The sequence below is a fragment of the Bradyrhizobium sp. 2TAF24 genome (genome assembly GCF_052115025.1).
Taxonomy (GTDB): domain Bacteria; phylum Pseudomonadota; class Alphaproteobacteria; order Rhizobiales; family Xanthobacteraceae; genus Bradyrhizobium_A.
In genome coordinates this window covers 356,932-379,546 of sequence record NZ_JBFRFW010000001.1, presented here as the reverse complement: position 1 = coordinate 379,546, position 22,615 = coordinate 356,932, and the positions used below count along the sequence as shown (strand labels likewise).

Sequence of the window (22,615 nt, the reverse complement as noted above, 5' to 3'; positions counted from 1 at the left end):
GATCATAACAGGTCTGACACAAAGCGGGCAGGGCGGAGGGGAGCTCGAAACGACAGGTCCGGACCGCAACAGGCGGCCCGGACCTTTTGATCGAGTCGACAGCAGTTTGACAGGCGCCTCAGCGCGTCAGCTTCTTGTACTTGACGCGATGCGGGATCACCGAGTCCTGGCCGAGCCGGCGCATCTTGTCCTTCTCGTAGTCCTGGAAGTTACCCTCGAACCATTCGACATGGCTGTCGCCCTCGAAGGCGAGGATGTGGGTGGCGATGCGGTCGAGGAACCAGCGATCGTGGCTGATGATGACGGCGCAGCCGGCAAAATCCTCCAGCGCTTCTTCCAGCGCGCGCAGCGTGTCGACGTCGAGGTCGTTGGTCGGTTCGTCGAGCAGCAGCACGTTGGCGCCGGACTTCAGCATCTTGGCGAGATGCACGCGGTTGCGTTCACCGCCCGACAGCGCACCGACCTTCTTCTGCTGGTCCGCGCCCTTGAAGTTGAATGCCGAGCAGTAGCCGCGCGAATTGACCTCGCGCTTGCCGAGCAGGATCTGGTCGTTTCCGCCGGAGATCTCCTCCCACACGCTCTTGCTGCCGTCGAGCGCGTCGCGCGACTGGTCGACATAGCCGAGCTGCACGCTCTCGCCGACCGTGATAGTGCCCTTCTCGGGCTTCTCCTGGCCGGTGATCATGCGGAACAGCGTGGTCTTGCCGGCGCCGTTCGGGCCGATCACGCCGACGATGCCGCCGGGCGGCAGCTTGAAGGTGAGATCGTCGATCAAGAGGCGATCGCCAAAACCCTTGGTGAGGCCTTCGAAGTCGACGACATTGTTGCCGAGGCGCTCGGCCACCGGGATGACGATCTGCGCGGTCTGGGTCTGCTTCTCGCTGGCCTTCTTGAGCAGGTCTTCATAGCGCTGGTAGCGCGCCTTGGATTTGGCCTGGCGCGCCTTGGGCGACGCCGCGATCCACTCCTGTTCGCGGGCGAGGGTGCGCTGATGCGCGGCCTCCTCGCGGCCTTCCTGCTCCAGCCGCTTCTGCTTCTGCACCAGCCACGACGAGTAGTTGCCCTCGTAGGGAATGCCGCGACCGCGGTCGAGCTCGAGAATCCATCCGGTGACGTTGTCGAGGAAGTAGCGGTCGTGGGTGACGATCAGGATCGCGCCGGGGTAGTTGCGCAGGTGGCCTTCCAGCCACGACACCGACTCGGCGTCGAGATGGTTGGTCGGTTCGTCCAGCAGCAGCAGTTCGGGCTGGTCGAGCAGCAGGCGGCACAGCGCGACGCGGCGACGTTCACCGCCCGACAGCTTGCTGACGTCGGCGTCATCCGGCGGGCAGCGCAGCGCGTCCATCGCCTGGTCGACCTTGCTGTCGAGATCCCACAGGCCCTGGGCCTCGATCTCGTCCTGCAGCTTGGTCATCTCGTCGGCGGTCTCGTCGGAATAGTTGACCGCGAGATCGTTGTAGCGGTCGAGGATCGCCTTCTGCTTGGCGACGCCTTCCATGACGTTCTCGCGAACGGTCTTGTTCGGGTCGAGCTGAGGCTCCTGCTCGAGGTAGCCGACGCGGGCGCCCTCGGCGACCCAGGCCTCGCCGTTATAGTCCTTGTCGATGCCGGCCATGATCTTGAGCAGTGTCGACTTACCCGAGCCGTTGACGCCGAGAACGCCGATCTTGGCGTCCGGGTAGAACGACAGGTGGACGTTATCGAGCACCTTGCGGTTGCCGGGATAGGTCTTCGACAGACCCTGCATGAAGTAGACGAACTGGCGAGCCATCGTGATCCTTGAAGTGCTTGAAAACCGTCGCGCGCGGGAAATTTGGGCTGGTGCTGATGTAGCGGTCCGGTCTGCAAAGGGCAACCGTCGCGGTAACCCTTTGGAAAGCCTAACGGCAACCGTTTCCCTGGGGTTAACGATCACAACGGCTTTTTAATCAGTTCCGCGCAATTCTGTTGCCCGTCACCACCCAGCAACAGATGTGCGTCATGGCGTTTCTCGACCCCTCCGTTCGGTCCAGTGCTGCCGGGCCCCAGGCGACCGGGCTGTTCCGTGAAGTCGTCGATTTCCTGCGGCAGTTCGTGATCGCGGCGTTCGATCCCTATCGCCCCGAGCAGCACTACATGCGCGGCCCGGGGCCGGCCTGGCACGCCAAGCACGATGCGGACGACGCATCCCAGCCGGGCTCAATCCAGTAGCTGTGGTTCCTTGCATCGCCGCCTTCGGCACGGGATAGTTGTCGCCGTTTGCCCCTTCAACGACGGTGATCCATGGCGCTACGCTGCGCAATTCTCGACGACTATCAGAATGTTGCCCTGAAACTGGCCGACTGGTCGGCGTTCCGCGACAAGGTCGCGCTGACGGTGTTCGATGTCCCCTTCGCCGACGCTGCCGCGGCGATCGCGGCCCTGCAGGATTTCGATATCGTTTGCGCGATGCGCGAACGGACGCCGTTCACCGCCGAGGTCCTGTCCGCGCTGCCGAAGTTGAAGCTGTTGCTGACGTCGGGCATGCGCAATGCGTCGTTCGATCTGGCGACAGCCAGGGAGCGCAACGTCGTGGTCTGCGGCACCGGCAACGTCGGCAATCCGACCGTCGGCATCACCATCGGCCTGATGCTGGAACTGACGCGCCGGATCGGCTTCGAGAACGCACGCATGAAGGCGGGCGCGTCCTGGCAGATCACCGTCGGTGAGGATGTCGAGGGCAAGACCCTCGGTATCGTCGGTCTCGGCAAGCTCGGTGCGCGCGTCGCCGCCGTCGGCCAGGCGCTCGGCATGCAGGTGAAGGCCTGGAGCAGCAATCTGACGGTGGAGGCGTGCGCGGCGGCGGGCGTTGCCTATGCCACCAAGGAGGAGCTGTTCGCGACCTCCGACGTCATCACCATCCATCTCGTGCTGTCGGAGCGCTCCCGCAGCCTCGTCGGCGCCGCCGACCTCGCCCGGATGAAGCCGACCGCCTACCTCATCAACACGGCGCGGGGGCCGATCGTCGATGAGGCGGCATTGCTTGAGGCGCTGGGCGAGCGCCGCATCGCCGGGGCTGGCCTCGATACCTTCTGGCAGGAGCCGCTGCCGGTCGATCATCCGCTGCGCCGGCTCGACAATGTCGTGCTGACGCCGCACCTCGGCTACGTTACGGCCGAGAACTATCGCCGCTACTACGAGGACATGGTCGAGGACATCGCGGCCTGGCTCGCGGGCGCGCCGGTGCGCCAGCTCGGCTGAAGACGAGCGGTCGTTCGGCTGGAGACGACAAGGCCCGCTTCAACGGTGTTGAAGCGGGCCTGTCGCTGTCGGTGACTGTGCTGCTGGGTCAGCGGACCGTGACCGGCGCCGGCAGCGGCGGCACGACCGTCGGGCCGGTGCCGGGGATGTTCACGGCGGCCTGGCCGCCCGCCATGCCCTGTGTTGGAACGGGGGGCGCGATCGGCTGGGCCGAGGCGGTGGTGGCGAGCGCCGGCGGCTTGCCGCCCGGCAGCACCACCACGCGGGTGCCGACCTTCACGCGCTCGAACAGATCGGTGACGTCTTCGTTCAGCATGCCGATGCAGCCCGAGGACACGAACTGACCGATGGTCGACGGCTGGTTGGTGCCGTGGATGCGGTACACCGTCGATCCCAGATACATCGCGCGGGCGCCGAGCGGGTTGCCGTCGCCGCCGGCCATGAAGCGCGGCAGGTAGGGCTGGCGCTCGATCATCTCCGGCGGCGGATGCCAGTCCGGCCACTCGGCCTTGCGGGTGATCTTCTGCACGCCGGTCCAGGTGAAACCGTCGCGTCCGACGCGCACGCCATAGCGCACCGCGCGGTTGTTGCCGAGAATGTAATAGAGCTGGGTGTTGGGCGTATCGACGACGATGGTGCCCGCCGGCTCCTTGGTGACGTAGTTCACCTCCTGGCGGCGCAGCCGCTCGGGAAGTTCCTTGCGTGGCCCGGTCTCGGGCTGCTCGTCCGGCGGCAGCGCCATCACGGTGTTGGGGCGCCCCTCGGAATCGCGCGCCGGGCCGGGGTTCTGCAGCGAACCGCTCATCTGGCCGCCCTGACCATCGACAGCGCCCGGCGGTCGCAGAGACGGATCACCATAACCGCCTGCCGGCGCGTGGTTGGCGTAGGTGTCCTGCGGCGGGCGATTGGAATAAACCACCGGCGGCGGGCCAGCGGGGCGGCCATAGCGCGGGTCATCGGGGGACATTACCGGACCAAGCGGCGCAGGCGCCGGACCGGGGGCGGACAGGGCCGTCTGGCCGCGCGGCGCCGGGCCACCCTCGTCGTCCATGGCGTCGAAATCCGGCAGCGGGCTGTCGGGCGGGTAGGCGCCCGGGGCTGTGGAATAGCCGGGCGGGGGCGGATAGGCGCCGGGCTGGGAATAGCCCTGCGGCTGAGAGTAGCCCTGCGCCGCCGCGGCCGTGGCCCCTGCGAGGCCAGCGGCCGTGACCGCCAATATCGTCAGAATGCGCTTGTCCATCATTACCCTATTCTACCCGCGACCCGACTCCGGAAGGTTAACCTGCTGATTACGCAGGATAGCGGCACATTCAAGACATTGATGGAGAAAGCCGGCCAAAAACCGCTGACATTTTTGCGAGATTTCGTTCATCTGCCGCGAAATCGGCGGATGAACGAGCATGCCCGCCGGTTCCGCGTCATCCGCACTTTTCAGCATCCGCGCCCAAGGGCTTGGGTTATTCTCGAAAAGCGCCTGATTCGCAGCCAGTTCCGGTGCTGTGACGATCGGGTTCTGCATCTGCGTCGCGTTCAGCTTCCACTCACGTTCTCAGACGGTCCGCGCATCACGACCAGCGGCGAGGCGTCCATGCTACCGGGTTTCCGTTTCCTGATCGCGACACTCCTGCTCATGGCATCGGTGGTGGTTTTCGGTCTCGGCGCAACGGCGCTGTTTCGTGCGACACGCGACGATCTCGCCGCCCGGCCGGCCACCTGGGACGCGCCGGAGGCCGTCGTGGCGCGCGAGCGCGACACCCGCAAGGCCACGCTGGCGCTGCTGCGGGTGGAAATGATCGCCGATCAGGACAGCAACTTGGAGAAGCAGGCGGCTCTCGCGGCGGCTGCGCCGTCCCTTGCCGAGGGCGGCACGGCGGCCGAGGCCACGCCAGGGCCTGCCCTCGAGGCCGACCGCATGGCCACCGTTTCCGACTCTGTTCCGGCCAAGGCGGTCGAAGGCGCCGCCATGGCCGTCGCATCGGTAGAGCCGTCGGCATCGTCGGCCGGCCGTGGGGCTGGCCTTGGAGCCAGCCTTGGAGCCAGCCTTGGGGCCGCCGTGGGTGCGTCCGACGTGCCGCAGCCGGCCAAGCCGGAGCTCACCGTTACGGCACTGGCTGATCCCGCCGCCGCGAGCGCCGAAGTCGCGGCACGTCCCGCGGCGAAGGCCGCAAAGCCCAGTGTGACGTCTGCCAGCAAGGCGCGGGCCGAGGCGGCGAAGCGGGTGAAAGCGCGTCAGGCGGCTGCGCAGCGGCGGCGGATTGCGTTGCGCGCGCGCGCACTGGCGCAGCAGCCGCGGCCTCAGACGATGCCGCCGGGCAATCCGTTCGCCGGGTTCGGCGGCTGAGTCCGTGGCCGGCTGTCAGGTCGCTCCGGTGGCGACCGGCGGTCCGCCTGCTTGCCCCCATTCCGACCAGGATCCGTCGTAGAGCGCGGTGCCGCGCACGCCGAGACGGTAGAGCGCCAGTGTCAGCACGGCCGCCGACACCCCGGAACCGCAGGTCGTGACCACCGGGCGCTGCAGGTCGAGGCCGGCACCGGTGAACAGCGCCTTCAGGTCCGCGATCGGCTTCATCGTTCCGGTCGCGGTATCGAACAGCTCATTGTAGGGCAGGTTCAGGCTGCCCGGGATATGGCCCGAGCGCAGCCCCGGCCGCGGCTCCGCCACGCTGCCGGCGAAGCGCGCGCGGGCGCGGGCGTCGATCACCTGCTCGCCGTGGCTTGCGAGGTTGTCGCGCATCTGCGCCAGGCTGCGGACATGGGCCGGGTCCAGCCGGGCGGTGAACTTGCCCGGCTGCGGGGACGCAGGGCCCGCCTGCAGCGGGCGGCCTTCGGCGCGCCATTTCTGCAGGCCGCCGTCGAGGATCCGCACGTTGGGGTGGCCGAAACTCAGGAACATCCACCAGGCGCGCGGCGCCGCCACCCAGCCGCCGGCATCATAGATGACGACGAGCGAGTCGCTGGAAACCCCGAGCGCGCCGACGTCGCGGGCGAACTGCGCCGCGTCGGGATACATGTGCGGCAGCGGCGAGGCATGGTCGGACACGGTCTCGACGTCGAAAAAGGCAGCGCCTGGAAGATGCGCGGCGAGGAAATCGTCCGCCGGCAGCGGCAGCACGCCGGGCATCTTGAAGGTGGCGTCGAGGATGCGGATCGACGGGTCGTCGAGCCGGCTTGCCAGCCATTCGGTGGACACCAGCGGATCGTCGGTCGGGGTCATGAGCGGATGTCCACGTCGGTGGCGATGTTGATCGGTTGTATGTCGAGGTGCGGCTTATCTGGGCGCGCGCGGAGCGACTGTCTCGGTCGGGCCTCCGGCCTCGCGCCAGGCGCCAAAGCCGCCGGCGATGTGCGCCACCGGCTTCAGCCCCATGTCCTGCGCGGTCTTGGCGGCCAGCGCCGAGCGCAGTCCGCCGGCGCAGTGAAAGATGAACGTCTTGTCCTGCTGGAATACCGGCTTGGCATAGGGGCTCTCCGGATCAATCCAGAATTCCAGCATGCCGCGGGTGCAGGCGAACGCGCCGGGGATACGGCCCTCGCGCTCGATCTCGCGCGGGTCGCGAATATCGATGATGACGACGTCGTCGCGCCGCGCGGCGGCGATCGCCTCCGCGGCGGTCATGGTCTTCACCTGCGCGTTGGCCTCGTCGACGAGGGCCTTGTAGCCGCGATGGATGGTCTGGGGCATGGCAGTTTCCGTTGAGGCGGGCATTGTGGTGCGGCTCAGCGCACCAGTTCCTTCATCGCGTTCTCGAGCCCTTCCAGCGTCAGCGGATACATGCGCTCGGCGAACAGCTTGCGGATGATGGTGGTGGATTCGGAATAATCCCAGTGCTTCTGCGCCACCGGATTGAGCCAGATCGTGTGCGGGTAGGTGCGGGTCACGCGCTCGAGCCACACCGCACCGGCTTCCTCGTTGACATGCTCGACCGAGCCGCCCGGCACCACGATCTCATAGGGCGACATCGACGCGTCGCCGACGAACACCACCTTGTAGTCGTGCGGGTACTTGTGCAGCACGTCCCAGGTCGGCGTGCGGTCGGTGAAGCGCCGCTTGTTGTTCTTCCACACGCCCTCGTACAGGCAATTGTGGAAGTAGAAATATTCCATGTGCTTGAATTCGGTCTTCGCCGCCGAGAACAGTTCCTCGACCTGCTTGATGTGCGAATCCATCGAGCCGCCGATGTCGAAGAAGATCAGCACTTTCACCGCATTGCGCCGCTCGGGCCGCATGTGGACGTCGAGATAGCCGTGGTTGGCGGTCTCGCGGATGGTGGTGTCGAGATCGAGCTCGTCGGGGGCGCCGGTGCGCGCGAACTTGCGCAGGCGGCGCAGCGCCACCTTGATGTTGCGGATGCCGAGCTCGACGTTGCCGTCGAGGTCCTTGAACTCGCGGCGGTCCCAGACTTTCACCGCACGGAAATTGCGGTTCCTCTCCTGGCCGATGCGGATGCCCTCGGGATTGTAGCCGTGGGCGCCGAACGGCGACGTGCCGGCGGTGCCGATCCACTTGTTGCCGCCCTGGTGGCGGCCCTTCTGCTCTTTCAGCCGCTCGCGCAGGGTCTCCATGAGCTTGTCCCAGCCCATGGCTTCGATCTGCTTCTTCTCTTCCTCGGTGAGGTATTTCTCAGCCAGCTTCTTGAGCCACTCGGCCGGGATATCGGCCTTTTCCATGGCATCGAGCAGGCTCTCCAGCCCCTTGAAGGTGGCGCCGAACACGCGGTCGAACTTGTCGAGGTTGCGCTCGTCTTTCACCAGCGTGGCGCGCGACAGGTAATAGAAATTCTCGACCGTCTGTCCGGCGAGATCGGCCTCGAGCGCCTCGATCAGGGTGAGGTATTCGCGCAGCGTGACCGGAACCTGGGCTTCGCGCAGCGATGTGAAAAATTGCAGGAACATGGGCGCAAGGTCGCCCGCCGCCGCCGCGCCGTCAAGCCGCTCCGGCGGCATTCCCGCGCGTTTCCGGTCGGGCAGAGCGGCCATGTTTTTGCCGCGGCGGAGACCCTGTGCTCTGGACCAGCCCGGTTTTTCCACTAAAGTTGTCCCCGAGGCCGGTCATACGGGCCTTTCGCGGGCTTGGAGCGTCCTGCGATCATGCGCATGCGGAGGGGAATTGGCTGATGGGTATCATTGCTTGGATCATCGTCGGCGCCATCGCAGGCTGGCTTGCCGGCCTGGTCGTGAAGGGGGCCGGGTTCGGCCTGCTCGGCAACATTGTGCTCGGCATCATCGGTGCCGTGGTCGCAGGCTGGCTGCTGCCGCAGCTCGGCATCCATCTCGGCGCCGGCTGGGTCGCGGAGATCATCAACGGTGCGATCGGCGGCATCGTCGTTCTTGTCGTGCTGGCACTGATCCGGCGCGCGTGACAATTTCGGGTTCATCCGGAAACGGCCGCCATGGGCGGTCGTTTCTCGTTTACAGAGACAGGGCGTAGTTTCGATGAAGTTTACCGGCACCAAGGACTATGTGGCGACCGATGACCTCAAGGTCGCCGTCAATGCAGCCATCGTGCTCGAGCGGCCGCTGCTGGTCAAAGGCGAGCCGGGCACGGGCAAGACGGTGCTGGCCGAGGAAGTCGCGAAGGCGCTCAACGCGCCGCTGCTGACCTGGCATATCAAGTCCACCACCAAGGCGCAGCAGGGGCTCTACGAATACGACGCGGTGTCGCGCCTGCGCGACAGCCAGCTCGGCGATCCCCGCGTGTCGGACATCGCCAACTACATCAGGCGCGGCAAGCTGTGGGAGGCGTTCACCTCCGAGGCACGGCCGGTGCTGCTGATCGACGAGATCGACAAGGCTGACATCGAATTCCCGAACGACCTGCTGCTCGAGCTCGACCGCATGGAATTCCATGTCTACGAGACCGGCGAGACCATTCGCGCCGCCAAGCGCCCGATCGTCATGATCACGTCGAACAACGAGAAGGAACTGCCCGACGCGTTCCTGCGTCGCTGCTTCTTCCACTACATCAAGTTCCCCGACGCCGACACCATGGCTCAGATCGTCGACGTGCACTTCCCCGGTATCAAGCAGCGCCTGGTGCAGGAGGCGATGCGGATCTTCTTCGAGGTGCGCGAGGTGCCGGGCTTGAAAAAGAAGCCGTCGACGTCGGAACTGCTGGACTGGCTGAAGCTGCTGCTCAACGAGGACATCACCCCGGAGACCCTGCGCGAGCGCGACCCGCGCAAGCTGATCCCGCCGCTCCATGGTGCGCTGCTCAAGAACGAGCAGGACGTCCACCTGTTCGAGCGTCTGGCCTTTCTCAGCCGCCGCGAGGTCTAGCGGCCGGCCTCCTTCTCAGGCGAGTTTGTCGACGCCTCCCGGCCGTGTCGGGGCGCTGCTGGCTGCCGGTTTGGCGGCCGGCGTGCCTTCGGCTGGCGGCGTGCTGGCGTGGTGCTTCTTGCCGTGATGGGTGGGGGCAGCCACTTGCGGCTGCTGCGCCTGGCCGACGGCTGAAATGCTGCTCATCGATCACCTGCCTTCTGGTCCGCGCGCATTGTCGGCGCTCAGCTTTAAGAAATCATGCCGGTCCAGGCGGAGATTCAGCGTGGTTTAGCGATCGGTTGGCAATTTCTCGGTCCATCTGACTGCGTGGACGCTATTTTTTGATCTATGTATACATAAAAAGCCATAAATGGAACTTTATGGAGTGATATTGCCTGTTTATTGCAAATGATGTATACATAATGAATTCAGAATAAGCCGTCCGGGAGGAAGCCGCCATGACCCAGCCCTTTCCCATGAACGCCTGGTACGCCGCGGCGTGGGATGTGGACATCAAGCATGCCCTGTTCCCTCGCACGATCTGCGGCAAGCATGTGGTGATGTATCGCAAGGCCGACGGAACGGTTGCCGCTCTGGAGGATGCCTGCTGGCACCGTCTGGTGCCGCTGTCCAAGGGGCGGCTCGAAGGCGACACCGTGGTCTGCGGCTATCACGGCCTGAAATACAATGCGCAGGGCCGCTGCACCTTCATGCCCTCGCAGGAAACCATCAACCCGTCCGCCTGCGTGCGCTCCTACCCGGTGGTCGAGCGCCATCGCTTCATCTGGCTGTGGATGGGCGATCCCGCGCTGGCCGATCCGGCGCTGGTGCCGGACATGCACTGGAACGACGATCCGGCCTGGGCGGGCGACGGCAAGACCATTCATGCCAAGTGCGACTACCGCCTGGTCGTCGACAACCTGATGGATCTCACCCACGAGACCTTCGTCCATGGCGGCAGCATCGGCAACGACGCGGTGGCGGAATCCCCGTTCGACGTCACCCATGGCGACCGCACCGTCACCGTGACGCGCTGGATGAAGGGCATCGAAGCGCCGCCGTTCTGGGCCGCGCAGCTGCAGAAACCCGGTCCCGTCGACCGCTGGCAGATCATCAACTTCCAGGCGCCGGCGACCGTCAACATCGATGTCGGCGTGGCGCCGGCCGGCACCGGCGCGCCGGAAGGCGACCGCTCCCAGGGCGTCAACGGCTTCGTGCTCAACACCATGACCCCGGAGACCGCCACCACCTGCCACTACTTCTGGGCGTTCGTGCGCAACCATCGGCTCACCGAGCAGAAGCTGACGACGGAGATTCGCGAGGGCGTGTCCGGCATCTTCCGCGAGGACGAGATCATCCTCGAGGCACAGCAGCGCGCCATGGACGAGAACCCGGACCGTGTCTTCTACAACCTCAACATCGATGCCGGCGCGATGTGGGCGCGGCGGGTGATCGACCGCATGATCGCCGCCGAGACCACGCGCCTGCAGGCCGCGGAGTAGCGCCATGAACGACCGGGACGCCGAACGCTCCGTGTCGCAGACGGTGCGTGCACAGCTCGCGCTGCGCGATCAGATCCTGTCCGGCAGCCTGCGGCCGGGCGAGCGCATCTCCGAGCTGCAGGCGGTCGAGACCACCGGCGTGTCGCGCACGCCGGTGCGCATGGCGCTGGTGCGGCTGGAGGAAGAGGGCCTGCTGGAGGCGATCCCGTCCGGCGGCTTCATGGTCAAGGGCTTTTCCGAGCGCGACATCCTCGATTCCATCGAGCTGCGTGGCACGCTCGAAGGGCTCGCGGCCCGCTTCGCCGCCGAGCGCGGCGTCTCGGCGCGCGACCTTGCGCCGCTCAAGGAAAATCTCGCCGAGCTCGATGCGCTTGTGAACCAGGAGCGCGTGTCGGTCGAGGCGTTCTCGGTCTATGTCACCCTCAACGCCCGCTTCCATGCGCTGCTCACCGAGCTGTCGCGCAGCGCGCCGGTGATCCGCCAGATCGACCGCGCCTCTGCGCTGCCGTTCGCCTCGCCGAGCGGCTTTGTCATGGCGCAGTCGGCGCTGCCCGAAGCGCACCAGATCCTGATGATCGCGCAGGAGCACCACCGCGTCGTGGTCGATGCCATCGAGAACCGTGAGGGCGCCCGTGCCGAGGCGATCATGCGTGAGCACGCGCGCCTTGCCGCACGCAACTTGCGCCTCGCGCTGCGCAACCGCACCCATCTCGACCTGCTGCCGGCGCTGGCCCAGGCGGCGGTTCGCGTGCCGCAAGGCGAAAGCTGAAGGAGGCGGCCATGCGCTTTGCCGAAACCTGGTCTCCCTGCACCGTCGCCGCCATGCGCGATGTGGCGCCGCAGATTCGCGAATTCGTGCTGCGGCCCGACGGCGGCGTCAGTGCCTTTGCCGTTGGCAGCCACATCAATGTCAATCTGCTGATCGACGGCCAGCCACAGACGCGCTCCTATTCGTTGGTGGGTGAGGCTGGCACGGACGGCTATCGCATCGCCGTGCGGCTTGCGCCCGACAGCCGCGGCGGCTCGCGCGCGATGTGGGCGCTCAAGCCGGGGGCGCAGATCGAGGTGTCGAGCCCGTGCTCGCTGCTCGAGCTCGATTGGCGGCGTCCGGCCTATTGCCTGATCGCTGGCGGCATCGGCATCACGCCGATCGTCGGCATCACGTCGGCGCTCGCCCGTCGTGGCGCTGATGTGATGCTGCATTATTGCGTGCGCTCGCGCCGCGAGGCGGCGTTCCTGGACGAATTGTCCGCGCAGCTCGGCGATCGCCTGGTGGTGCATGCCAGCGACGAGGGCCAGCGCCTCGACCTCGACGCGACCTTCGCGCCGCTGCCGGCAGACGCCATGGCGGTGCTGTGCGGCCCGATGCGGCTATTGGAGGCGGCACGGCGCAGCTGGAACGGGCTCGGGCGTCCGGCGACCGACCTGCGCTACGAGACGTTCGGCTCCAGCGGCCTGCTGCCGACCGAGGCGTTCCGTTTGCGCATCGGTGCGTCCGGCGAGGAGATCGTGGTGGCGCAGGGCGAAACCCTGCTGCATGCGTTGAACGCCGCCGGCCACGAGGTGATGTCCGACTGCGAACGCGGCGAATGCGGCGTCTGCGCGCTCGATGTCGTCGCCGTCGACGGCCAGATCGACCATCGCGACGTGTTCTTCAGTGAGCACCAGAAGCAGGAGAACCGCAAGATGTGCGCCTGCGTCTCCCGCGCCGTCGGCACCGTGACGGTGGACACACTCTATCGCCGCGATGCGGCGTGAGTGATATAACGGTAATGCCCTTCTGACGGGAGAAAGCTGGATTGCCGGGTCAAGCCCGGCAATGACGGGGGTGAGGCCGAGGCGCGGCCTTCGGTTTCGGCGTCATGCGCGGGCTTGACCCGCGTATCCATCTTGGACCTTTGCCGCGATCGCTGTGGCTTCGCTTCAGTCTGCTGAGCGCGGCTTCTCCAGCTGATAGCTCAGATGCGCCTTCACCGTCGGCCACTCGGCGGCGATGATGCTGTAGACGACGGTGTCGCGCAGCGTGCCGTTGGGCGCCACCTGGTGGCTGCGCAGGATGCCGTCGAGCTTGGCGCCGAGCCGCTCGATGCCGCGGCGGCTCTGGTGGTTGAAGAAGTGGGTGCGGAACTCGACTGCGATACAGCCGAGCTGCTCGAAGGCGTGGCGCAGCAGCATGAACTTGCACTCGGTGTTGAGCGCGGAGCGCTGCACGGCCTTGCGGTACCAGGTCGAGCCGATCTCGACGCGCTTGTTGGCGGCGTCGACGTTCATGTAGGTCGTCATGCCGGCGATGGTGCCGTCGGGCAGGCGGATGGTGAAAGGCAGCATCGCGCCTGCGGCCTGCAGGCCGAGGCGCCGCGCGATTTCCTTTTCCATGGTCTGCGGGCTGGGGATCGACGTGTACCACAGGTTCCACAGCTCACCGTCGTTCACGGCTTCGACCAGGCCGTCGTGGTGCGCTTGCGACAGCGGCTCGAGGCGGCCGTGGCGGCCGGTGAGGGTGAGGGGTTCAAGCCAGGTCATGCAATGTCCGTTCAGTGGTTGAGGAAGTTCAGCGGCAGGCCAGGGCGCGGCCAGTCCATGGTGACGAGTTCGCCCTTGCCCGAGAGGGTGATGTAGGCGGTCTTCAGTTCCGGGCCGCCGAAGGCGATGTTGGTGGTGACGACGTCACCGGTCGGCACCTGCTCCACCAGTGTGCCGTCCGGGGCGATCACGGAGATGCAGCCCTTGATCAGGGTGGCGACGCAGACGTTGCCGCTGGCCTCTACCGCCAGCGAGTCGAACATCTGGTAGCCACCGAGGCCGGCGATTGGTCGGCCGCGCTCGCCGCGGTAAATGATCTCGCTCGGCCTGATCTCGCCGGGTGCGCCGATGTCGAAGGCCCACAGCCGCGCGGTCGGAGTCTCGGCGACATAGACGGTCTTCTCGTCAGGCGAAAGGCCGATGCCGTTGGCCGGCAGCATGCCGAAATGGCCTTCGACCACCCCGCCACCGCCCGGTTTCATGTAGTAGAACGCGCCGACATCCATGTCGCGGGCGCGCCGCTTGCCGAGATCGGTGAACCACAGCCCGCCGTGCTTGTCGAACACCAGGTCGTTCGGTCCCTTGAGCGGATGGTCGCCACATTTGTCGAACAGCGTCTCGACCTTGCCGCTCTGCAGGTCGACGCGCTGGATCGAACCACCGATGTATTCGGCCGGGCTCGGCGCGCCGGGCATCATCATGCCGCGCAGCGGCGACCAACTGAAGCCGCCATTGTTGCAGATGTAGCACTTGCCGTCCGGGCCCATTGCGGCACCGTTCGGGCCGCCTGGAATCTCGGCGATGACGTCCTTGCGGCCGTCCGGCCACACCCGGGTGAGCCGCTTGCCGCGGATCTCGACCAGCACCACGGAGCCGTCCGGCAGCACCACCGGCCCCTCCGGAAATTCCAGCCCTGTGGCGATGACGCGCAGATTGGACATGAAGGCCTCCCGTTCTTGCTTTTGTGATTGTCGGCCTTCAGGCGGAGCATGTGGCCGGGACGATGGCGACGACCGACACGGCGAACCGCGCCGGGACAATCCTAGAGCAGGCCAGCGCCGGCTGCCAAGCAGGTTGCGCAAATACCTCTGTTTCGCGTGATGGAATGGATTGCGCTCAGTGCATATTGCGTCACGTTGCATTAGGCGGCGCCCGCCGGGCTTGCTATCATGATCGAACCCTGCTCGGGTTCATCCCGCTTCTTGTCCATCACCATTGGGTCCTCGATGTTTGCTGCTCTCACGCCCCAGCCCGCTGATCCCCTGCTCGCATTGATCGGTCTGTTCCAGTCGGATCCGCGCCCGAACAAGATCGACCTCGGTGTCGGCGTTTATCGCGACGAGGCGGGGCACACGCCGGTACTGCGCGCGGTCAAGGCTGCGGAGCGCGTGCTGTGGGAGACGCAGGACACCAAGTCCTATGTGGCCCCCGAAGGCGATCGCGTCTTTCTCGATCGCCTGTGGCAACTCGTCGCCGGTGAGGGGCGGTTTGCCGTCGCTGGCGTGCAGACGCCGGGTGGCTCCGGCGCGCTGCGGCTCGCGGCCGATCTGCTGAAGGTCTCCGGCGTCCAGCGGATCTGGCTGGGCCTGCCGACCTGGCCGAACCACAACGGCATCTTCAATGCCGCGGGATTGCCGATCGAAAGCTACCGCCTGTTCGACCGCGACACCCAGGCGTTGCTGTTCGACGAGACCATGGCCGCGCTGAACCGTGCTGATGCCGGCGACGCAGTGCTGCTGCACGCCTGCTGCCACAACCCGACGGGCGCACGGCTGAACGCGGCGCAGTGGGGCGAGATCGCCGACGTTCTCGCCCGGCGTGGGCTCGTGCCGCTGATCGATCTCGCGTATCAGGGCCTTGGCGAGGGGATCGAGGCCGATGCTGCCGGATTGCGGCGGGTCATCGCGGCGGTGCCCGAGGCGCTGGTCGCGGTGTCCGGCTCGAAGTCGTTCGGCCTCTATCGCGAGCGCACCGGCGCTATCTTCGCGGTCGGCCGATCGCAAGCTGAAGCCGATGCGGCGCGGTCCAACCTGGTGTCGCTGGCGCGCGCCAGCTACTCGATGCCGCCTGACCACGGCGCCGCCATTGTGAGCACCATCCTCGGCGACGCGACGCTGAAACAGCAGTGGAGCGACGAACTCGACGAGATGCGTGCGCGTCTTGCGGGCATCCGCCGCGCGCTGGCGGAAGGCCTGCGCGACTCCTGGCAGCCGGCGGCTGCCATCGCCGGACAGGACGGCCTGTTCTCGCTTCTGCCGCTGACGGAAGCGCAGGTGCTCGATCTGCGCGAGCGCCACGGCATCTACATGCCGGCGTCAGGGCGTATCAACATCGCAGGGTTGAAGACGAGCCAGGTGGCCGACGCGGTGGCGGCGTTCGCGGCGCTGCGCCGCTGACGCCTTTGCTGCTCACGACGGCTGCGCGATCGCGTTTCGGAAGCGCTCCAGCAGCTGTCTGCGGAAGGCGCGGTCGCGCTTGAGGTGCCACTCGCGGCTCATCGCCTCGTTGCGGGTGGCAAACGTCTCGGTATGTAGCACCACCCAGACCCGCCCTCGGGTCGAGCGGGCGCCAGTGCCGGCATTGTGCCTGGCGAGACGGCGCGTGAGGTTGTTGGTCCAGCCGACATAGGTCGTCAAACGCACGCCGCCGACGCTGCCCAGCACATACACGATACTGATCGGCAGCGAATCCGGATCGTCACTCATACGCGAACCGTAGAGCAGAATCGCGGGCTGCGGAATCCGGTGAGGTTTGACGGCGCGTGGTGCTGGAAAAAAAGCTTCGGCTCGCGTCGCCGGAGCGCGCAGGCCGGGCATTGATGAAAGAGGCCTGCAGCGTCACACCAATGGTCGCGCCACCGCGACCGGTACCTCAGAACAGCGAGGCGTACTGCGCAAGGCCGGCCTTTTGCACGAGGCCCATCGCCACCTGCTTCTGATGATCGTCGAGGCTCGCCAGCAGCGGCGACATCGACGGCGCCACGCGGCGCACGGCGTCCTCGTCGACCTTCGGCAGGCGCGCCAGCGTCCGCAGCGCGCTGGCCACGGCCGGCCAGTATTTTTCCTGGGCCGCGGTCAGCTTCAGCGCCGCGCGATAGCGCGCGATCGCGACCTCGCTGGCCGCAACGCGCCAGACCGAGACCTTGGCTGCGGGGGCGACGTCCGCCTCCTGCGCCGCCAGAGGCGTCGCCATGGCAACAAGAAACACCACTGCAATTCGCAATTGCCGCATGAGTCCACCGATGTGTGATTGAGCTGGGCGCCACCTATAGCTCATATGTGACGAAAGTGCGGTTTAAAATCGTCAGGGAGCGTTAATCCCGTTTGTTCCGCCTAAGCCTCAGGAATCTCGGCTATAACTGCTGCCAAGCCATGCGCCGGTGCGGCTTTTCACCGTGATATCATGCATGGCTTGTGGTTAACTCGTCGATGGTGCCGGCCGCGGCCAGGCGGATCTGGGCGGGCGGAATGAGGAGATTGAGATGAACGATATTGCTGTTGGCGATGATTTTGCCGAAGGCCTGGATACCCGGGCCATGCTCGATCGCTATTGGAAAGCGATCGACGGCGGCAATTTTGACCTCGCGCATCGCATCTACCATGAGGATGCCTTGCTCGATGTGCCGCAGACCGGAGAGCGCATCAGTGGCCGCGACAATATCAAGGCGAGCCGCGCGGCCGATCCGCAGCGCGCCACCATCAGCATCCGCAGCGTGCTCGGACAGGGCGACCTCTGGGTGACCGACTACACCACGTCCTATGACGGTGATCCGGAGTTCGTCGTAAGCATCATGGAATTCCGCGACAGCAAGGTGGTGCGCGAGACGCTGTATTTCGCCGAACCCCTGCCGGCGCCGCGCTGGCGCGCGAAATGGGCTGCCAAAATCACTTGAAACAACGCCCGGGCGTTTCAAGGAAACAATTCCGCCGATTTAGATTCATTCCAGTTTTCGGCGGATTTTTCAGCAGTTTGGAATAGCTTCAAACAGCGCGTTTTCCTTTTGCATCGGCGGCAGGCCTTCAATATCGAAAAGGGCAGCATCACTACCGGATTGCCAGCCCGTTCATGATCGTCTGCTCCTGCAACATTCTGACCGACAACGACGTGCGGTCGGCAGTAACTGCCCCCGTGGGCGACCTGCCACGCACGGCGCGGCAAGTCTATAATTGCCTGGGATGCAGCGCCCAGTGCGGCCGTTGCGCCCGCACCATTCGGCGGATCATGAGCGATGCGCTCGGCGCCTGCGCCAAGGGCTGCTGCAGCGGCTGTCCGCATAGCGAGGCCCACGCCGTCCCCCATAAGCATGAGCATGTCCAGGCTCCGGTCCAGCTGCCGGGCGAATTCGCGCCCGAAGTGGCGCTGGAACTGGATCTCATCGTCGCGCTGCCGGCCTGACCGACGCGGCCTCGATGGCCCCTGTCCCCCTGTCCCGATGGTTTGAGCTTTGGCTGGGTGCGGCGCGGTGGTGCTTGCCGCTCCCATGGTTCTGATTTAGAAGCGTTCTAAAATATGGAAGGGTGCCAATGTCGGCGCCAAGCGAAAGGGAACCGGCTCCATGAAGGGCGAACCGAAGGTCATCGAGTATCTCAATAAAGCGCTTCGCCACGAACTGACCGCTGTCAACCAGTACTGGCTGCACTACCGCCTGCTCGAGAACTGGGGCCTCAAGGACCTCGCCAAGAAATGGCGCGCGGAATCGATCGAGGAGATGCAGCACGCCGACAAGCTCATCGACCGGATCATCTTCCTCGACGGCTTCCCGAACATGCAGGTGCTCGACCCGCTGCACATCGGCCAGGACGTCAAGGAAGTTCTGGAGTGCGACCTGCAGGCCGAGTATTCGGCGCGCGCGCTCTACGAGGAAGCGGCGACTCACTGCCATTCGGTCAGGGACTACGTCACCCGTGACATCTTCGAGCAACTGATGAAGGACGAGGAAAGCCACATCGACTTCCTCGAGACGCAGATCGATCTCGTCAAGAAGATCGGTGTCGAGCTGTACTCGCAGCACCACATCGGCGAACTCGATCACGACTGATCGCGACACCCAAAGTCGCTGCATGAGCCCAGCCGGTCATCCGCGCCGGGCTTTTGCTTGCCCGGCCTCAGGCCGCGTCGGCCGGGACGAAGCAGTTGATGATGATGTTGCCGCCGTGGCGCACGTACCACACCACGGCTTCGCCGACCGGATTGCCGACGTCGCGCACCACCGCTTTCTCCGGTACCTGCATCCACTCGCCCTCGATCGGCACCCAGTAGGCGCCACCGCGCACGTCATAGGCGGTGCGGTGGCCGTCGGCGATGTCGCAGCAGGGCACGCCGGTCGGGCTGCGCACGGCCTTGAACCATGAGCGGATGTGCTCGGGGACATTCTCGAACTGCCCGCGGTCGACGGCGAATGCAGTCGAACCAGAGGCAATCATGGCGACACTGAAAGCCAGTCGGACCAGTCGCGGCGTCATGCACGTTCCTCCACAGAACGTCGAACGCACCGGGCGAATGGGCACTTCACGCACCGCCGTCGGCGAGACGCACGTCGGCCGCGATCTTTCCGGCGCGACGCTCGCCGTGGGCGATGCTTCCGCCCGCGTGGTACGGCGAATCCAAACTGCATTAAATCTAGCGCAGTTTGTCCGCGTGCGAAACGAGATGACGCGGCATGCCGGCGGCACGCATGCCGCCGGTGTTCTCATCACGGTTGTGGCGCGATATGGCTGCCCGTAGGGCGCGGCGTCCGCCGTCGCGTCACGTTCAGCGCATTAGGCCTGCGTGAGCCCGGCGACCCACAGCGCGAAGGCGTAGGCGAGGGCGACTTCGTCGAGCCGGTTGAAACGTCCCGACGCGCCGCCATGGCCGGCGCCCATGTTGGTGCGCAACAGCACCGGGCCGCCGCCGGTCATGGTCGCGCGCAGCCGCGCGATCCATTTGGCCGGCTCCCAGTAGGTGACGCGCGGATCGGTCAGTCCGCCCATCGCCAGGATCGCCGGATAGTCCCTGGCCGCGACATTGTCGTAAGGCGAATACGACAGGATAGTGCGGAACGCGGCTGCGTCGGTGATCGGGTTGCCCCATTCAGGCCACTCCGGCGGCGTCAGCGGCAACTGGTCGTCCAGCATGGTGTTGAGCACGTCGACGAACGGCACCTCGGCGACGATGCCGGCGAACAGCTCGCCGGCGCGGTTGGCGACCGCGCCCATCAGCATTCCACCGGCGCTGCCGCCATGGCCGACGAGGCGCTTCGCCGAGCTGTAGCCGGCGCTGATCAGTGCGCGTCCGGCCGCGGCGAAGTCGTCGAAGGTGTTGGTCTTCTTCTCGCGCTTGCCGTCGAGATACCAAGACCAGCCGTTGTCGGCGCCGCCACGGATATGGGCGATGGCGTAGACGAAGCCGCGGTCCACCAGCGACAGGCGGTTGGCGGAGAACGAGGCCGGGATAGCGTGCCCGTAGGAGCCGTAGCCGTAGAGCAGCAGCGGCGCCTTGCCGTCGCGGACGAGATCGCGGCGGTGCAGCAGCGACACCGGCACCTGCGCGCCATCGGCAGCGGTCGCCATGATGCGCGTGGTGATGTAGTTGGCCGGATCGTGGCCGGACGGAATCTCCTGGCGCTTGCGCAGCACGCGCGTGCGCGTCGTCATGTCGTAGTCGAACACCTCCGCGGGCGTAGTCATCGACGAGTAGCCGAAGCGCAGATTGGTGGTCTCGAACTCGTAGCTGCCGATGCTGTCGAGCGAGTAGGCGGCCTCGTCGAAGGTGATGGCGTGTTCCTGGCCGCTGGCGAGGTCGCGGATGACGATCGACGGCAAGGCGTCCTTGCGTTCCAGCCGCACCAGGTGGCCGGCATAGAGCTCGATGTCGAGTACATAGATGCCGGGGCGATAGGCGATCAGGTCGCGCCAGTTGGCGCGCGCGGGATCGGCGAGCGGCGCCGTGACGATCTTGAAGTCGATGGCGTCATCGGCGTTGGTCAGGATGAACAGCTCATCGCCGCGGTCGGCGAGCGAATACTGCACGCCCTCCTCGCGCGCGGCAACGAGCCGGGGCATGGCATTGACGTCGCCGAGATCGATCAGCCGTTGCTCCGAGGTTTCATGATCGCCGCCGGCGACGACGCAGAAACGACCGCTTGCGCTTTCGTGCAGGTGGGTGAACCAGCCGGAATCCGGCTCTTCATAGATCAGTGTGTCGTCGGCCTGCGCGGTGCCGAGCTTGTGGCGGTAGACCCGCGTCGGGCGATGGTTGTCGTCGAGCTTGACGTAGTAGAACGCGCGCGCATCCGTGGTCCACACCAGGCCGCCGTCGGTGTCCTCGACCGCGTCGTCGAGGTCCTTGCCGGTCGTCCAGTCGCGTACGCGGATGGTGTAGTATTCCGAGCCGCGGGTGTCCGCGCTCCAGGCGACCAGCGCATGATCGGGCGAGTGCCGCGTGCCGCCGAACTGGAAGAAGTCGAATTGCGCCGCCAGTTCATCGCCATCGAGAATGACATGCTCGGCGCCGCCATCACGGGGCTGGCGCGCGAACAGCGGATGCTGGCCGCCTTCGCGGTACTTGCGGAAATAGGCGAACGGACCGTCGGGCGACGGCACGGTGGAGTCGTCCTCCTTGATGCGCCCGCGCATCTCGGCGACCAGGGTCTTCTGCAGCGCTGCGGTGTGGCCGAGTACGCTCTCGGTGTAGGCGTTCTCGGCCTCGAGATAGCTGCGGATGTCCGGTGCCAGCACGCCTGGATCCTGCAGTACCTTCTGCCAGTTCGGGTCCTTCAGCCAGGCGTAATCGTCACTGACCGTGATGCCGTGATGGGTCACCGTGTGCGGACGGCGCGGAGCGATCGGCGGGGCGAGGGCGGTGGTTTTGTCGTGCATGGCAATCCAGGGCAGGTTCGAAGGGTCAGCTGCATATAGGGTGCGGCGCCGCGTTTCGCACCGCGCCCGTGTGAATTTGTCCGATCAGGCGTGGAACCGGCGTGCCGCGCGTCAGGGTGCCGCACCGATGGCGTCGGCGAACTGCTGCAGGGCCCTTTGCGCGAAGGTCCGCATATTGGCCTGACGGTCGGGGTTGCCGGTCTCGATGGTGCTGACCCGCTCGCTCGGGCCGGCGACGGCGATGCAGGAATGGCCGGCGGCATCGCCGTAGCGGTTGCCGGTCGGCCCGGTGGCGCCGGTCTCGCCGAGGCCCCAGGTGGCGCCAAGCAGATCCCGCGCACGGTGCGCCAGCAGCAAAGCATACGGCTCGGTCGAGGCGCGCAGGCCTTCCATCTCCTCCTTGGTGATGTTGACCAGCGCCGCGCGGGCGCGCGGCGTGTAGATCACGCCGCCGCCGCGAAAATAGGCGGACGCGCCAGGCACCGCCAGCAGCGCCGCGGAGATCAGCCCGCCGGTGGAAGATTCGGCGATGCCGACGGTGTCGCCTCGGGCGATCAGGCGGGCGGCGATGGTTTGGGCGAGGGGAAGAAGGGACTGCATGACGGTCTCGATCCGCGAGAGGAGGCCGCAGTATCGGAGGAGCGCAGCCGCGATTCAAGCGCAGCTGCGTCCGCAAGACGCCTTTGCGTCCTGCGCCGTTTTGCGCCACAACTGTCGCAACGAGGTGAAAGGACGGCGATATGGCTGGCTTCAAGGTGACGTGGGACCACATCCATCTGCGCACGCCGGATGTTGAGGCGACGGCGCAATGGTTCGAGAGCATGCTGGGCGCGGAGGTCATCCGGCTGCCGCAGCGCATCGACCTGATGCTCGGCGGAGCGAAAGTCTTCCTGATGCCGGTCGTCGCCGGCGACGGCGTCAATCCGCCGCCGGTCACGCCGCATCAGGGGCTCGATCATTTCGCGCTGGCGGTCAGGGACGTCGATGCGGTCGCGGCCGAGCTGAAAGCCAAGGGCGTGACGTTTACCACCGAGGTGCATACGCCGCGCCCCGGCATCCGCATTTGCTTCATCCAGGGGCCGCAAGGCATCTCGATCGAGTTGCTCGAACGCGATCCGAAGTACACCTGAGTGGCCGACTGCGCTGCCGACAGCGCCCGGTGGTTTGCCCAAACGCAAAATGCCCGGCTGGTGGCCGGGCATTTCTTTTCAGGCATCGAGCACAAGGCCGCCGCGGAGGGCCTCTTTGAGGCCG

27 protein-coding genes are annotated in these 22,615 nt (G+C 66.1%); 14 read left to right on the top strand and 13 right to left on the bottom strand.

The features are described 5' to 3' along the window. Positions 1-118: 118 nt before the first annotated feature. Positions 119-1,771, bottom strand: a complete 1,653-nt coding sequence (gene ettA / locus AB4Z37_RS01670; RefSeq protein WP_441514933.1) for an energy-dependent translational throttle protein EttA — start codon at positions 1,769-1,771, stop codon at positions 119-121. A gap of 209 nt (positions 1,772-1,980) precedes the next feature. On the opposite strand from ettA, the gene AB4Z37_RS01665 reads away from it, so the two are divergent. Together AB4Z37_RS01665 and AB4Z37_RS01660 are read left to right on the top strand one after the other, a co-directional pair. Further along, positions 1,981-2,190: a hypothetical protein gene (locus tag AB4Z37_RS01665; protein ID WP_441514932.1), complete on the top strand. Its 210-nt coding sequence runs from the start codon at positions 1,981-1,983 to the stop codon at positions 2,188-2,190. 72 nt (positions 2,191-2,262) lie between these two features. Then, positions 2,263-3,219, top strand: a complete 957-nt coding sequence (locus tag AB4Z37_RS01660; RefSeq protein ID WP_441514931.1) for a D-2-hydroxyacid dehydrogenase family protein — start codon at positions 2,263-2,265, stop codon at positions 3,217-3,219. 88 nt (positions 3,220-3,307) lie between these two features. Here AB4Z37_RS01660 and AB4Z37_RS01655 read toward each other — a convergent pair whose 3' ends face one another. Next, complete coding sequence (locus AB4Z37_RS01655) at positions 3,308-4,459, bottom strand: L,D-transpeptidase (RefSeq protein WP_441514930.1); 1,152 nt, start codon at positions 4,457-4,459, stop codon at positions 3,308-3,310. Between the two features lie 81 nt (positions 4,460-4,540). On the opposite strand from AB4Z37_RS01655, the gene AB4Z37_RS01650 reads away from it, so the two are divergent. Then, positions 4,541-5,560, top strand: coding sequence for a hypothetical protein (locus AB4Z37_RS01650; RefSeq protein ID WP_441514929.1), 1,020 nt, complete (start codon positions 4,541-4,543; stop codon positions 5,558-5,560). 15 nt (positions 5,561-5,575) lie between these two features. Here the strand turns inward: AB4Z37_RS01650 and sseA are convergent, their stop codons facing one another. Genes sseA through AB4Z37_RS01635 form a run of 3 tightly spaced genes read right to left on the bottom strand, consistent with a single transcriptional unit; the run spans position 5,576 to position 8,112 of the window. Then, positions 5,576-6,433, bottom strand: coding sequence for a 3-mercaptopyruvate sulfurtransferase (sseA, locus tag AB4Z37_RS01645; RefSeq protein ID WP_441514928.1), 858 nt, complete (start codon positions 6,431-6,433; stop codon positions 5,576-5,578). 54 nt (positions 6,434-6,487) lie between these two features. After that, entirely contained in the window at positions 6,488-6,901 is a 414-nt protein-coding gene (locus AB4Z37_RS01640; RefSeq protein ID WP_441514927.1) for a rhodanese-like domain-containing protein, read from the bottom strand. 35 nt (positions 6,902-6,936) lie between these two features. Next, positions 6,937-8,112: a vWA domain-containing protein gene (locus AB4Z37_RS01635; protein WP_441514926.1), complete on the bottom strand. Its 1,176-nt coding sequence runs from the start codon at positions 8,110-8,112 to the stop codon at positions 6,937-6,939. Between the two features lie 221 nt (positions 8,113-8,333). Here AB4Z37_RS01635 and AB4Z37_RS01630 point away from each other — a divergent pair, with 221 nt between their 5' ends. Both AB4Z37_RS01630 and AB4Z37_RS01625 read left to right on the top strand, forming a co-directional pair. Then, entirely contained in the window at positions 8,334-8,579 is a 246-nt protein-coding gene (locus AB4Z37_RS01630) for a GlsB/YeaQ/YmgE family stress response membrane protein (RefSeq protein WP_441514925.1), read from the top strand. Positions 8,580-8,652: 73 nt separating this feature from the next. Continuing rightward, positions 8,653-9,495, top strand: a complete 843-nt coding sequence (locus tag AB4Z37_RS01625; RefSeq protein WP_441514924.1) for an AAA family ATPase — start codon at positions 8,653-8,655, stop codon at positions 9,493-9,495. Between the two features lie 15 nt (positions 9,496-9,510). Here AB4Z37_RS01625 and AB4Z37_RS01620 read toward each other — a convergent pair whose 3' ends face one another. Then, a complete protein-coding gene (locus AB4Z37_RS01620; protein ID WP_441514923.1) occupies positions 9,511-9,681 on the bottom strand; it encodes a hypothetical protein in 171 nt (56 codons plus the stop codon). A 254-nt stretch (positions 9,682-9,935) separates the two neighbouring features. On the opposite strand from AB4Z37_RS01620, the gene AB4Z37_RS01615 reads away from it, so the two are divergent. The 3 genes from AB4Z37_RS01615 to AB4Z37_RS01605 are packed head-to-tail and all read left to right on the top strand — an operon-like array spanning position 9,936 to position 12,737. Next, positions 9,936-10,979, top strand: coding sequence for an aromatic ring-hydroxylating dioxygenase subunit alpha (locus tag AB4Z37_RS01615; RefSeq protein ID WP_441514922.1), 1,044 nt, complete (start codon positions 9,936-9,938; stop codon positions 10,977-10,979). Between the two features lie 4 nt (positions 10,980-10,983). Continuing rightward, positions 10,984-11,748, top strand: coding sequence for a GntR family transcriptional regulator (locus AB4Z37_RS01610; RefSeq protein ID WP_441514921.1), 765 nt, complete (start codon positions 10,984-10,986; stop codon positions 11,746-11,748). A gap of 11 nt (positions 11,749-11,759) precedes the next feature. After that, positions 11,760-12,737: a PDR/VanB family oxidoreductase gene (locus AB4Z37_RS01605; RefSeq protein WP_441514920.1), complete on the top strand. Its 978-nt coding sequence runs from the start codon at positions 11,760-11,762 to the stop codon at positions 12,735-12,737. 165 nt (positions 12,738-12,902) lie between these two features. Here AB4Z37_RS01605 and AB4Z37_RS01600 read toward each other — a convergent pair whose 3' ends face one another. Together AB4Z37_RS01600 and AB4Z37_RS01595 are read right to left on the bottom strand one after the other, a co-directional pair. Further along, entirely contained in the window at positions 12,903-13,502 is a 600-nt protein-coding gene (locus AB4Z37_RS01600; RefSeq protein ID WP_441514919.1) for a GNAT family N-acetyltransferase, read from the bottom strand. Between the two features lie 11 nt (positions 13,503-13,513). Next, positions 13,514-14,443, bottom strand: a complete 930-nt coding sequence (locus AB4Z37_RS01595; protein ID WP_441514918.1) for an SMP-30/gluconolactonase/LRE family protein — start codon at positions 14,441-14,443, stop codon at positions 13,514-13,516. A 285-nt stretch (positions 14,444-14,728) separates the two neighbouring features. Here AB4Z37_RS01595 and AB4Z37_RS01590 point away from each other — a divergent pair, with 285 nt between their 5' ends. Further along, positions 14,729-15,898 (top strand): amino acid aminotransferase, encoded by a 1,170-nt coding sequence (locus AB4Z37_RS01590; RefSeq protein ID WP_441514917.1) that lies wholly within the window; start codon positions 14,729-14,731, stop codon positions 15,896-15,898. Positions 15,899-15,910: 12 nt separating this feature from the next. On the opposite strand, the gene AB4Z37_RS01585 is transcribed toward AB4Z37_RS01590, so the two are convergent. Continuing rightward, positions 15,911-16,207 (bottom strand): GIY-YIG nuclease family protein, encoded by a 297-nt coding sequence (locus tag AB4Z37_RS01585; RefSeq protein ID WP_441514916.1) that lies wholly within the window; start codon positions 16,205-16,207, stop codon positions 15,911-15,913. 166 nt (positions 16,208-16,373) lie between these two features. After that, complete coding sequence (locus tag AB4Z37_RS01580) at positions 16,374-16,694, bottom strand: hypothetical protein (protein WP_441514915.1); 321 nt, start codon at positions 16,692-16,694, stop codon at positions 16,374-16,376. Positions 16,695-16,983: 289 nt separating this feature from the next. On the opposite strand from AB4Z37_RS01580, the gene AB4Z37_RS01575 reads away from it, so the two are divergent. The 3 genes from AB4Z37_RS01575 to bfr all read left to right on the top strand — a co-directional run bounded on the left by AB4Z37_RS01575 (position 16,984) and on the right by bfr (position 18,540). Continuing rightward, positions 16,984-17,394, top strand: coding sequence for a nuclear transport factor 2 family protein (locus tag AB4Z37_RS01575; protein WP_441514914.1), 411 nt, complete (start codon positions 16,984-16,986; stop codon positions 17,392-17,394). Between the two features lie 173 nt (positions 17,395-17,567). Continuing rightward, on the top strand, positions 17,568-17,897 hold the full coding sequence (locus AB4Z37_RS01570; protein WP_441514913.1) for a (2Fe-2S)-binding protein: 330 nt from the start codon (positions 17,568-17,570) through the stop codon (positions 17,895-17,897). Positions 17,898-18,057: 160 nt separating this feature from the next. Beyond that, positions 18,058-18,540 carry a bacterioferritin gene (gene bfr, locus AB4Z37_RS01565; protein WP_441514912.1) on the top strand — a complete coding sequence of 161 codons (483 nt, stop codon included), beginning with the start codon at positions 18,058-18,060 and terminating at the stop codon, positions 18,538-18,540. A gap of 67 nt (positions 18,541-18,607) precedes the next feature. On the opposite strand, the gene AB4Z37_RS01560 is transcribed toward bfr, so the two are convergent. Then, on the bottom strand, positions 18,608-18,925 hold the full coding sequence (locus tag AB4Z37_RS01560; RefSeq protein WP_441514911.1) for a hypothetical protein: 318 nt from the start codon (positions 18,923-18,925) through the stop codon (positions 18,608-18,610). Here AB4Z37_RS01560 and AB4Z37_RS01555 point away from each other — a divergent pair. Then, positions 18,924-19,226, top strand: coding sequence for a hypothetical protein (locus AB4Z37_RS01555; protein ID WP_441514910.1), 303 nt, complete (start codon positions 18,924-18,926; stop codon positions 19,224-19,226). The two genes, AB4Z37_RS01560 and AB4Z37_RS01555, sit on opposite strands and share 2 nt — an antisense overlap. Positions 19,227-19,261: 35 nt before the next feature. On the opposite strand, the gene AB4Z37_RS01550 is transcribed toward AB4Z37_RS01555, so the two are convergent. Then, on the bottom strand, positions 19,262-21,361 hold the full coding sequence (locus AB4Z37_RS01550; protein ID WP_441514909.1) for a S9 family peptidase: 2,100 nt from the start codon (positions 21,359-21,361) through the stop codon (positions 19,262-19,264). Between the two features lie 111 nt (positions 21,362-21,472). Beyond that, positions 21,473-21,961 (bottom strand): CinA family protein, encoded by a 489-nt coding sequence (locus AB4Z37_RS01545; protein WP_441514908.1) that lies wholly within the window; start codon positions 21,959-21,961, stop codon positions 21,473-21,475. A gap of 140 nt (positions 21,962-22,101) precedes the next feature. On the opposite strand from AB4Z37_RS01545, the gene AB4Z37_RS01540 reads away from it, so the two are divergent. Beyond that, positions 22,102-22,491, top strand: a complete 390-nt coding sequence (locus tag AB4Z37_RS01540) for a VOC family protein (protein WP_441514907.1) — start codon at positions 22,102-22,104, stop codon at positions 22,489-22,491. Positions 22,492-22,615 lie beyond the last annotated feature (124 nt).

Coding starts and splice junctions, on each gene's coding strand:
- ettA (WP_441514933.1), bottom strand. CDS start 1,771: ATGGCTCGCCAGTTCGTCTACTTCATGCAGGGTCTGTCGAAGACCTAT.
- AB4Z37_RS01595 (WP_441514918.1), bottom strand. CDS start 14,443: ATGTCCAATCTGCGCGTCATCGCCACAGGGCTGGAATTTCCGGAGGGG.
- AB4Z37_RS01600 (WP_441514919.1), bottom strand. CDS start 13,502: ATGACCTGGCTTGAACCCCTCACCCTCACCGGCCGCCACGGCCGCCTC.
- AB4Z37_RS01665 (WP_441514932.1), top strand. CDS start 1,981: ATGGCGTTTCTCGACCCCTCCGTTCGGTCCAGTGCTGCCGGGCCCCAG.
- AB4Z37_RS01540 (WP_441514907.1), top strand. CDS start 22,102: ATGGCTGGCTTCAAGGTGACGTGGGACCACATCCATCTGCGCACGCCG.
- AB4Z37_RS01585 (WP_441514916.1), bottom strand. CDS start 16,207: ATGAGTGACGATCCGGATTCGCTGCCGATCAGTATCGTGTATGTGCTG.
- AB4Z37_RS01640 (WP_441514927.1), bottom strand. CDS start 6,901: ATGCCCCAGACCATCCATCGCGGCTACAAGGCCCTCGTCGACGAGGCC.
- AB4Z37_RS01590 (WP_441514917.1), top strand. CDS start 14,729: ATGTTTGCTGCTCTCACGCCCCAGCCCGCTGATCCCCTGCTCGCATTG.
- AB4Z37_RS01605 (WP_441514920.1), top strand. CDS start 11,760: ATGCGCTTTGCCGAAACCTGGTCTCCCTGCACCGTCGCCGCCATGCGC.
- AB4Z37_RS01560 (WP_441514911.1), bottom strand. CDS start 18,925: ATGATTGCCTCTGGTTCGACTGCATTCGCCGTCGACCGCGGGCAGTTC.
- AB4Z37_RS01545 (WP_441514908.1), bottom strand. CDS start 21,961: ATGCAGTCCCTTCTTCCCCTCGCCCAAACCATCGCCGCCCGCCTGATC.
- AB4Z37_RS01630 (WP_441514925.1), top strand. CDS start 8,334: ATGGGTATCATTGCTTGGATCATCGTCGGCGCCATCGCAGGCTGGCTT.
- AB4Z37_RS01615 (WP_441514922.1), top strand. CDS start 9,936: ATGACCCAGCCCTTTCCCATGAACGCCTGGTACGCCGCGGCGTGGGAT.
- AB4Z37_RS01620 (WP_441514923.1), bottom strand. CDS start 9,681: ATGAGCAGCATTTCAGCCGTCGGCCAGGCGCAGCAGCCGCAAGTGGCT.
- AB4Z37_RS01650 (WP_441514929.1), top strand. CDS start 4,541: ATGGAGAAAGCCGGCCAAAAACCGCTGACATTTTTGCGAGATTTCGTT.
- AB4Z37_RS01610 (WP_441514921.1), top strand. CDS start 10,984: ATGAACGACCGGGACGCCGAACGCTCCGTGTCGCAGACGGTGCGTGCA.
- AB4Z37_RS01635 (WP_441514926.1), bottom strand. CDS start 8,112: ATGTTCCTGCAATTTTTCACATCGCTGCGCGAAGCCCAGGTTCCGGTC.
- bfr (WP_441514912.1), top strand. CDS start 18,058: ATGAAGGGCGAACCGAAGGTCATCGAGTATCTCAATAAAGCGCTTCGC.
- AB4Z37_RS01570 (WP_441514913.1), top strand. CDS start 17,568: ATGATCGTCTGCTCCTGCAACATTCTGACCGACAACGACGTGCGGTCG.
- AB4Z37_RS01550 (WP_441514909.1), bottom strand. CDS start 21,361: ATGCACGACAAAACCACCGCCCTCGCCCCGCCGATCGCTCCGCGCCGT.
- AB4Z37_RS01555 (WP_441514910.1), top strand. CDS start 18,924: ATGGCGACACTGAAAGCCAGTCGGACCAGTCGCGGCGTCATGCACGTT.
- AB4Z37_RS01660 (WP_441514931.1), top strand. CDS start 2,263: ATGGCGCTACGCTGCGCAATTCTCGACGACTATCAGAATGTTGCCCTG.
- AB4Z37_RS01655 (WP_441514930.1), bottom strand. CDS start 4,459: ATGGACAAGCGCATTCTGACGATATTGGCGGTCACGGCCGCTGGCCTC.
- AB4Z37_RS01625 (WP_441514924.1), top strand. CDS start 8,653: ATGAAGTTTACCGGCACCAAGGACTATGTGGCGACCGATGACCTCAAG.
- AB4Z37_RS01575 (WP_441514914.1), top strand. CDS start 16,984: ATGAACGATATTGCTGTTGGCGATGATTTTGCCGAAGGCCTGGATACC.
- AB4Z37_RS01580 (WP_441514915.1), bottom strand. CDS start 16,694: ATGGCGACGCCTCTGGCGGCGCAGGAGGCGGACGTCGCCCCCGCAGCC.
- sseA (WP_441514928.1), bottom strand. CDS start 6,433: ATGACCCCGACCGACGATCCGCTGGTGTCCACCGAATGGCTGGCAAGC.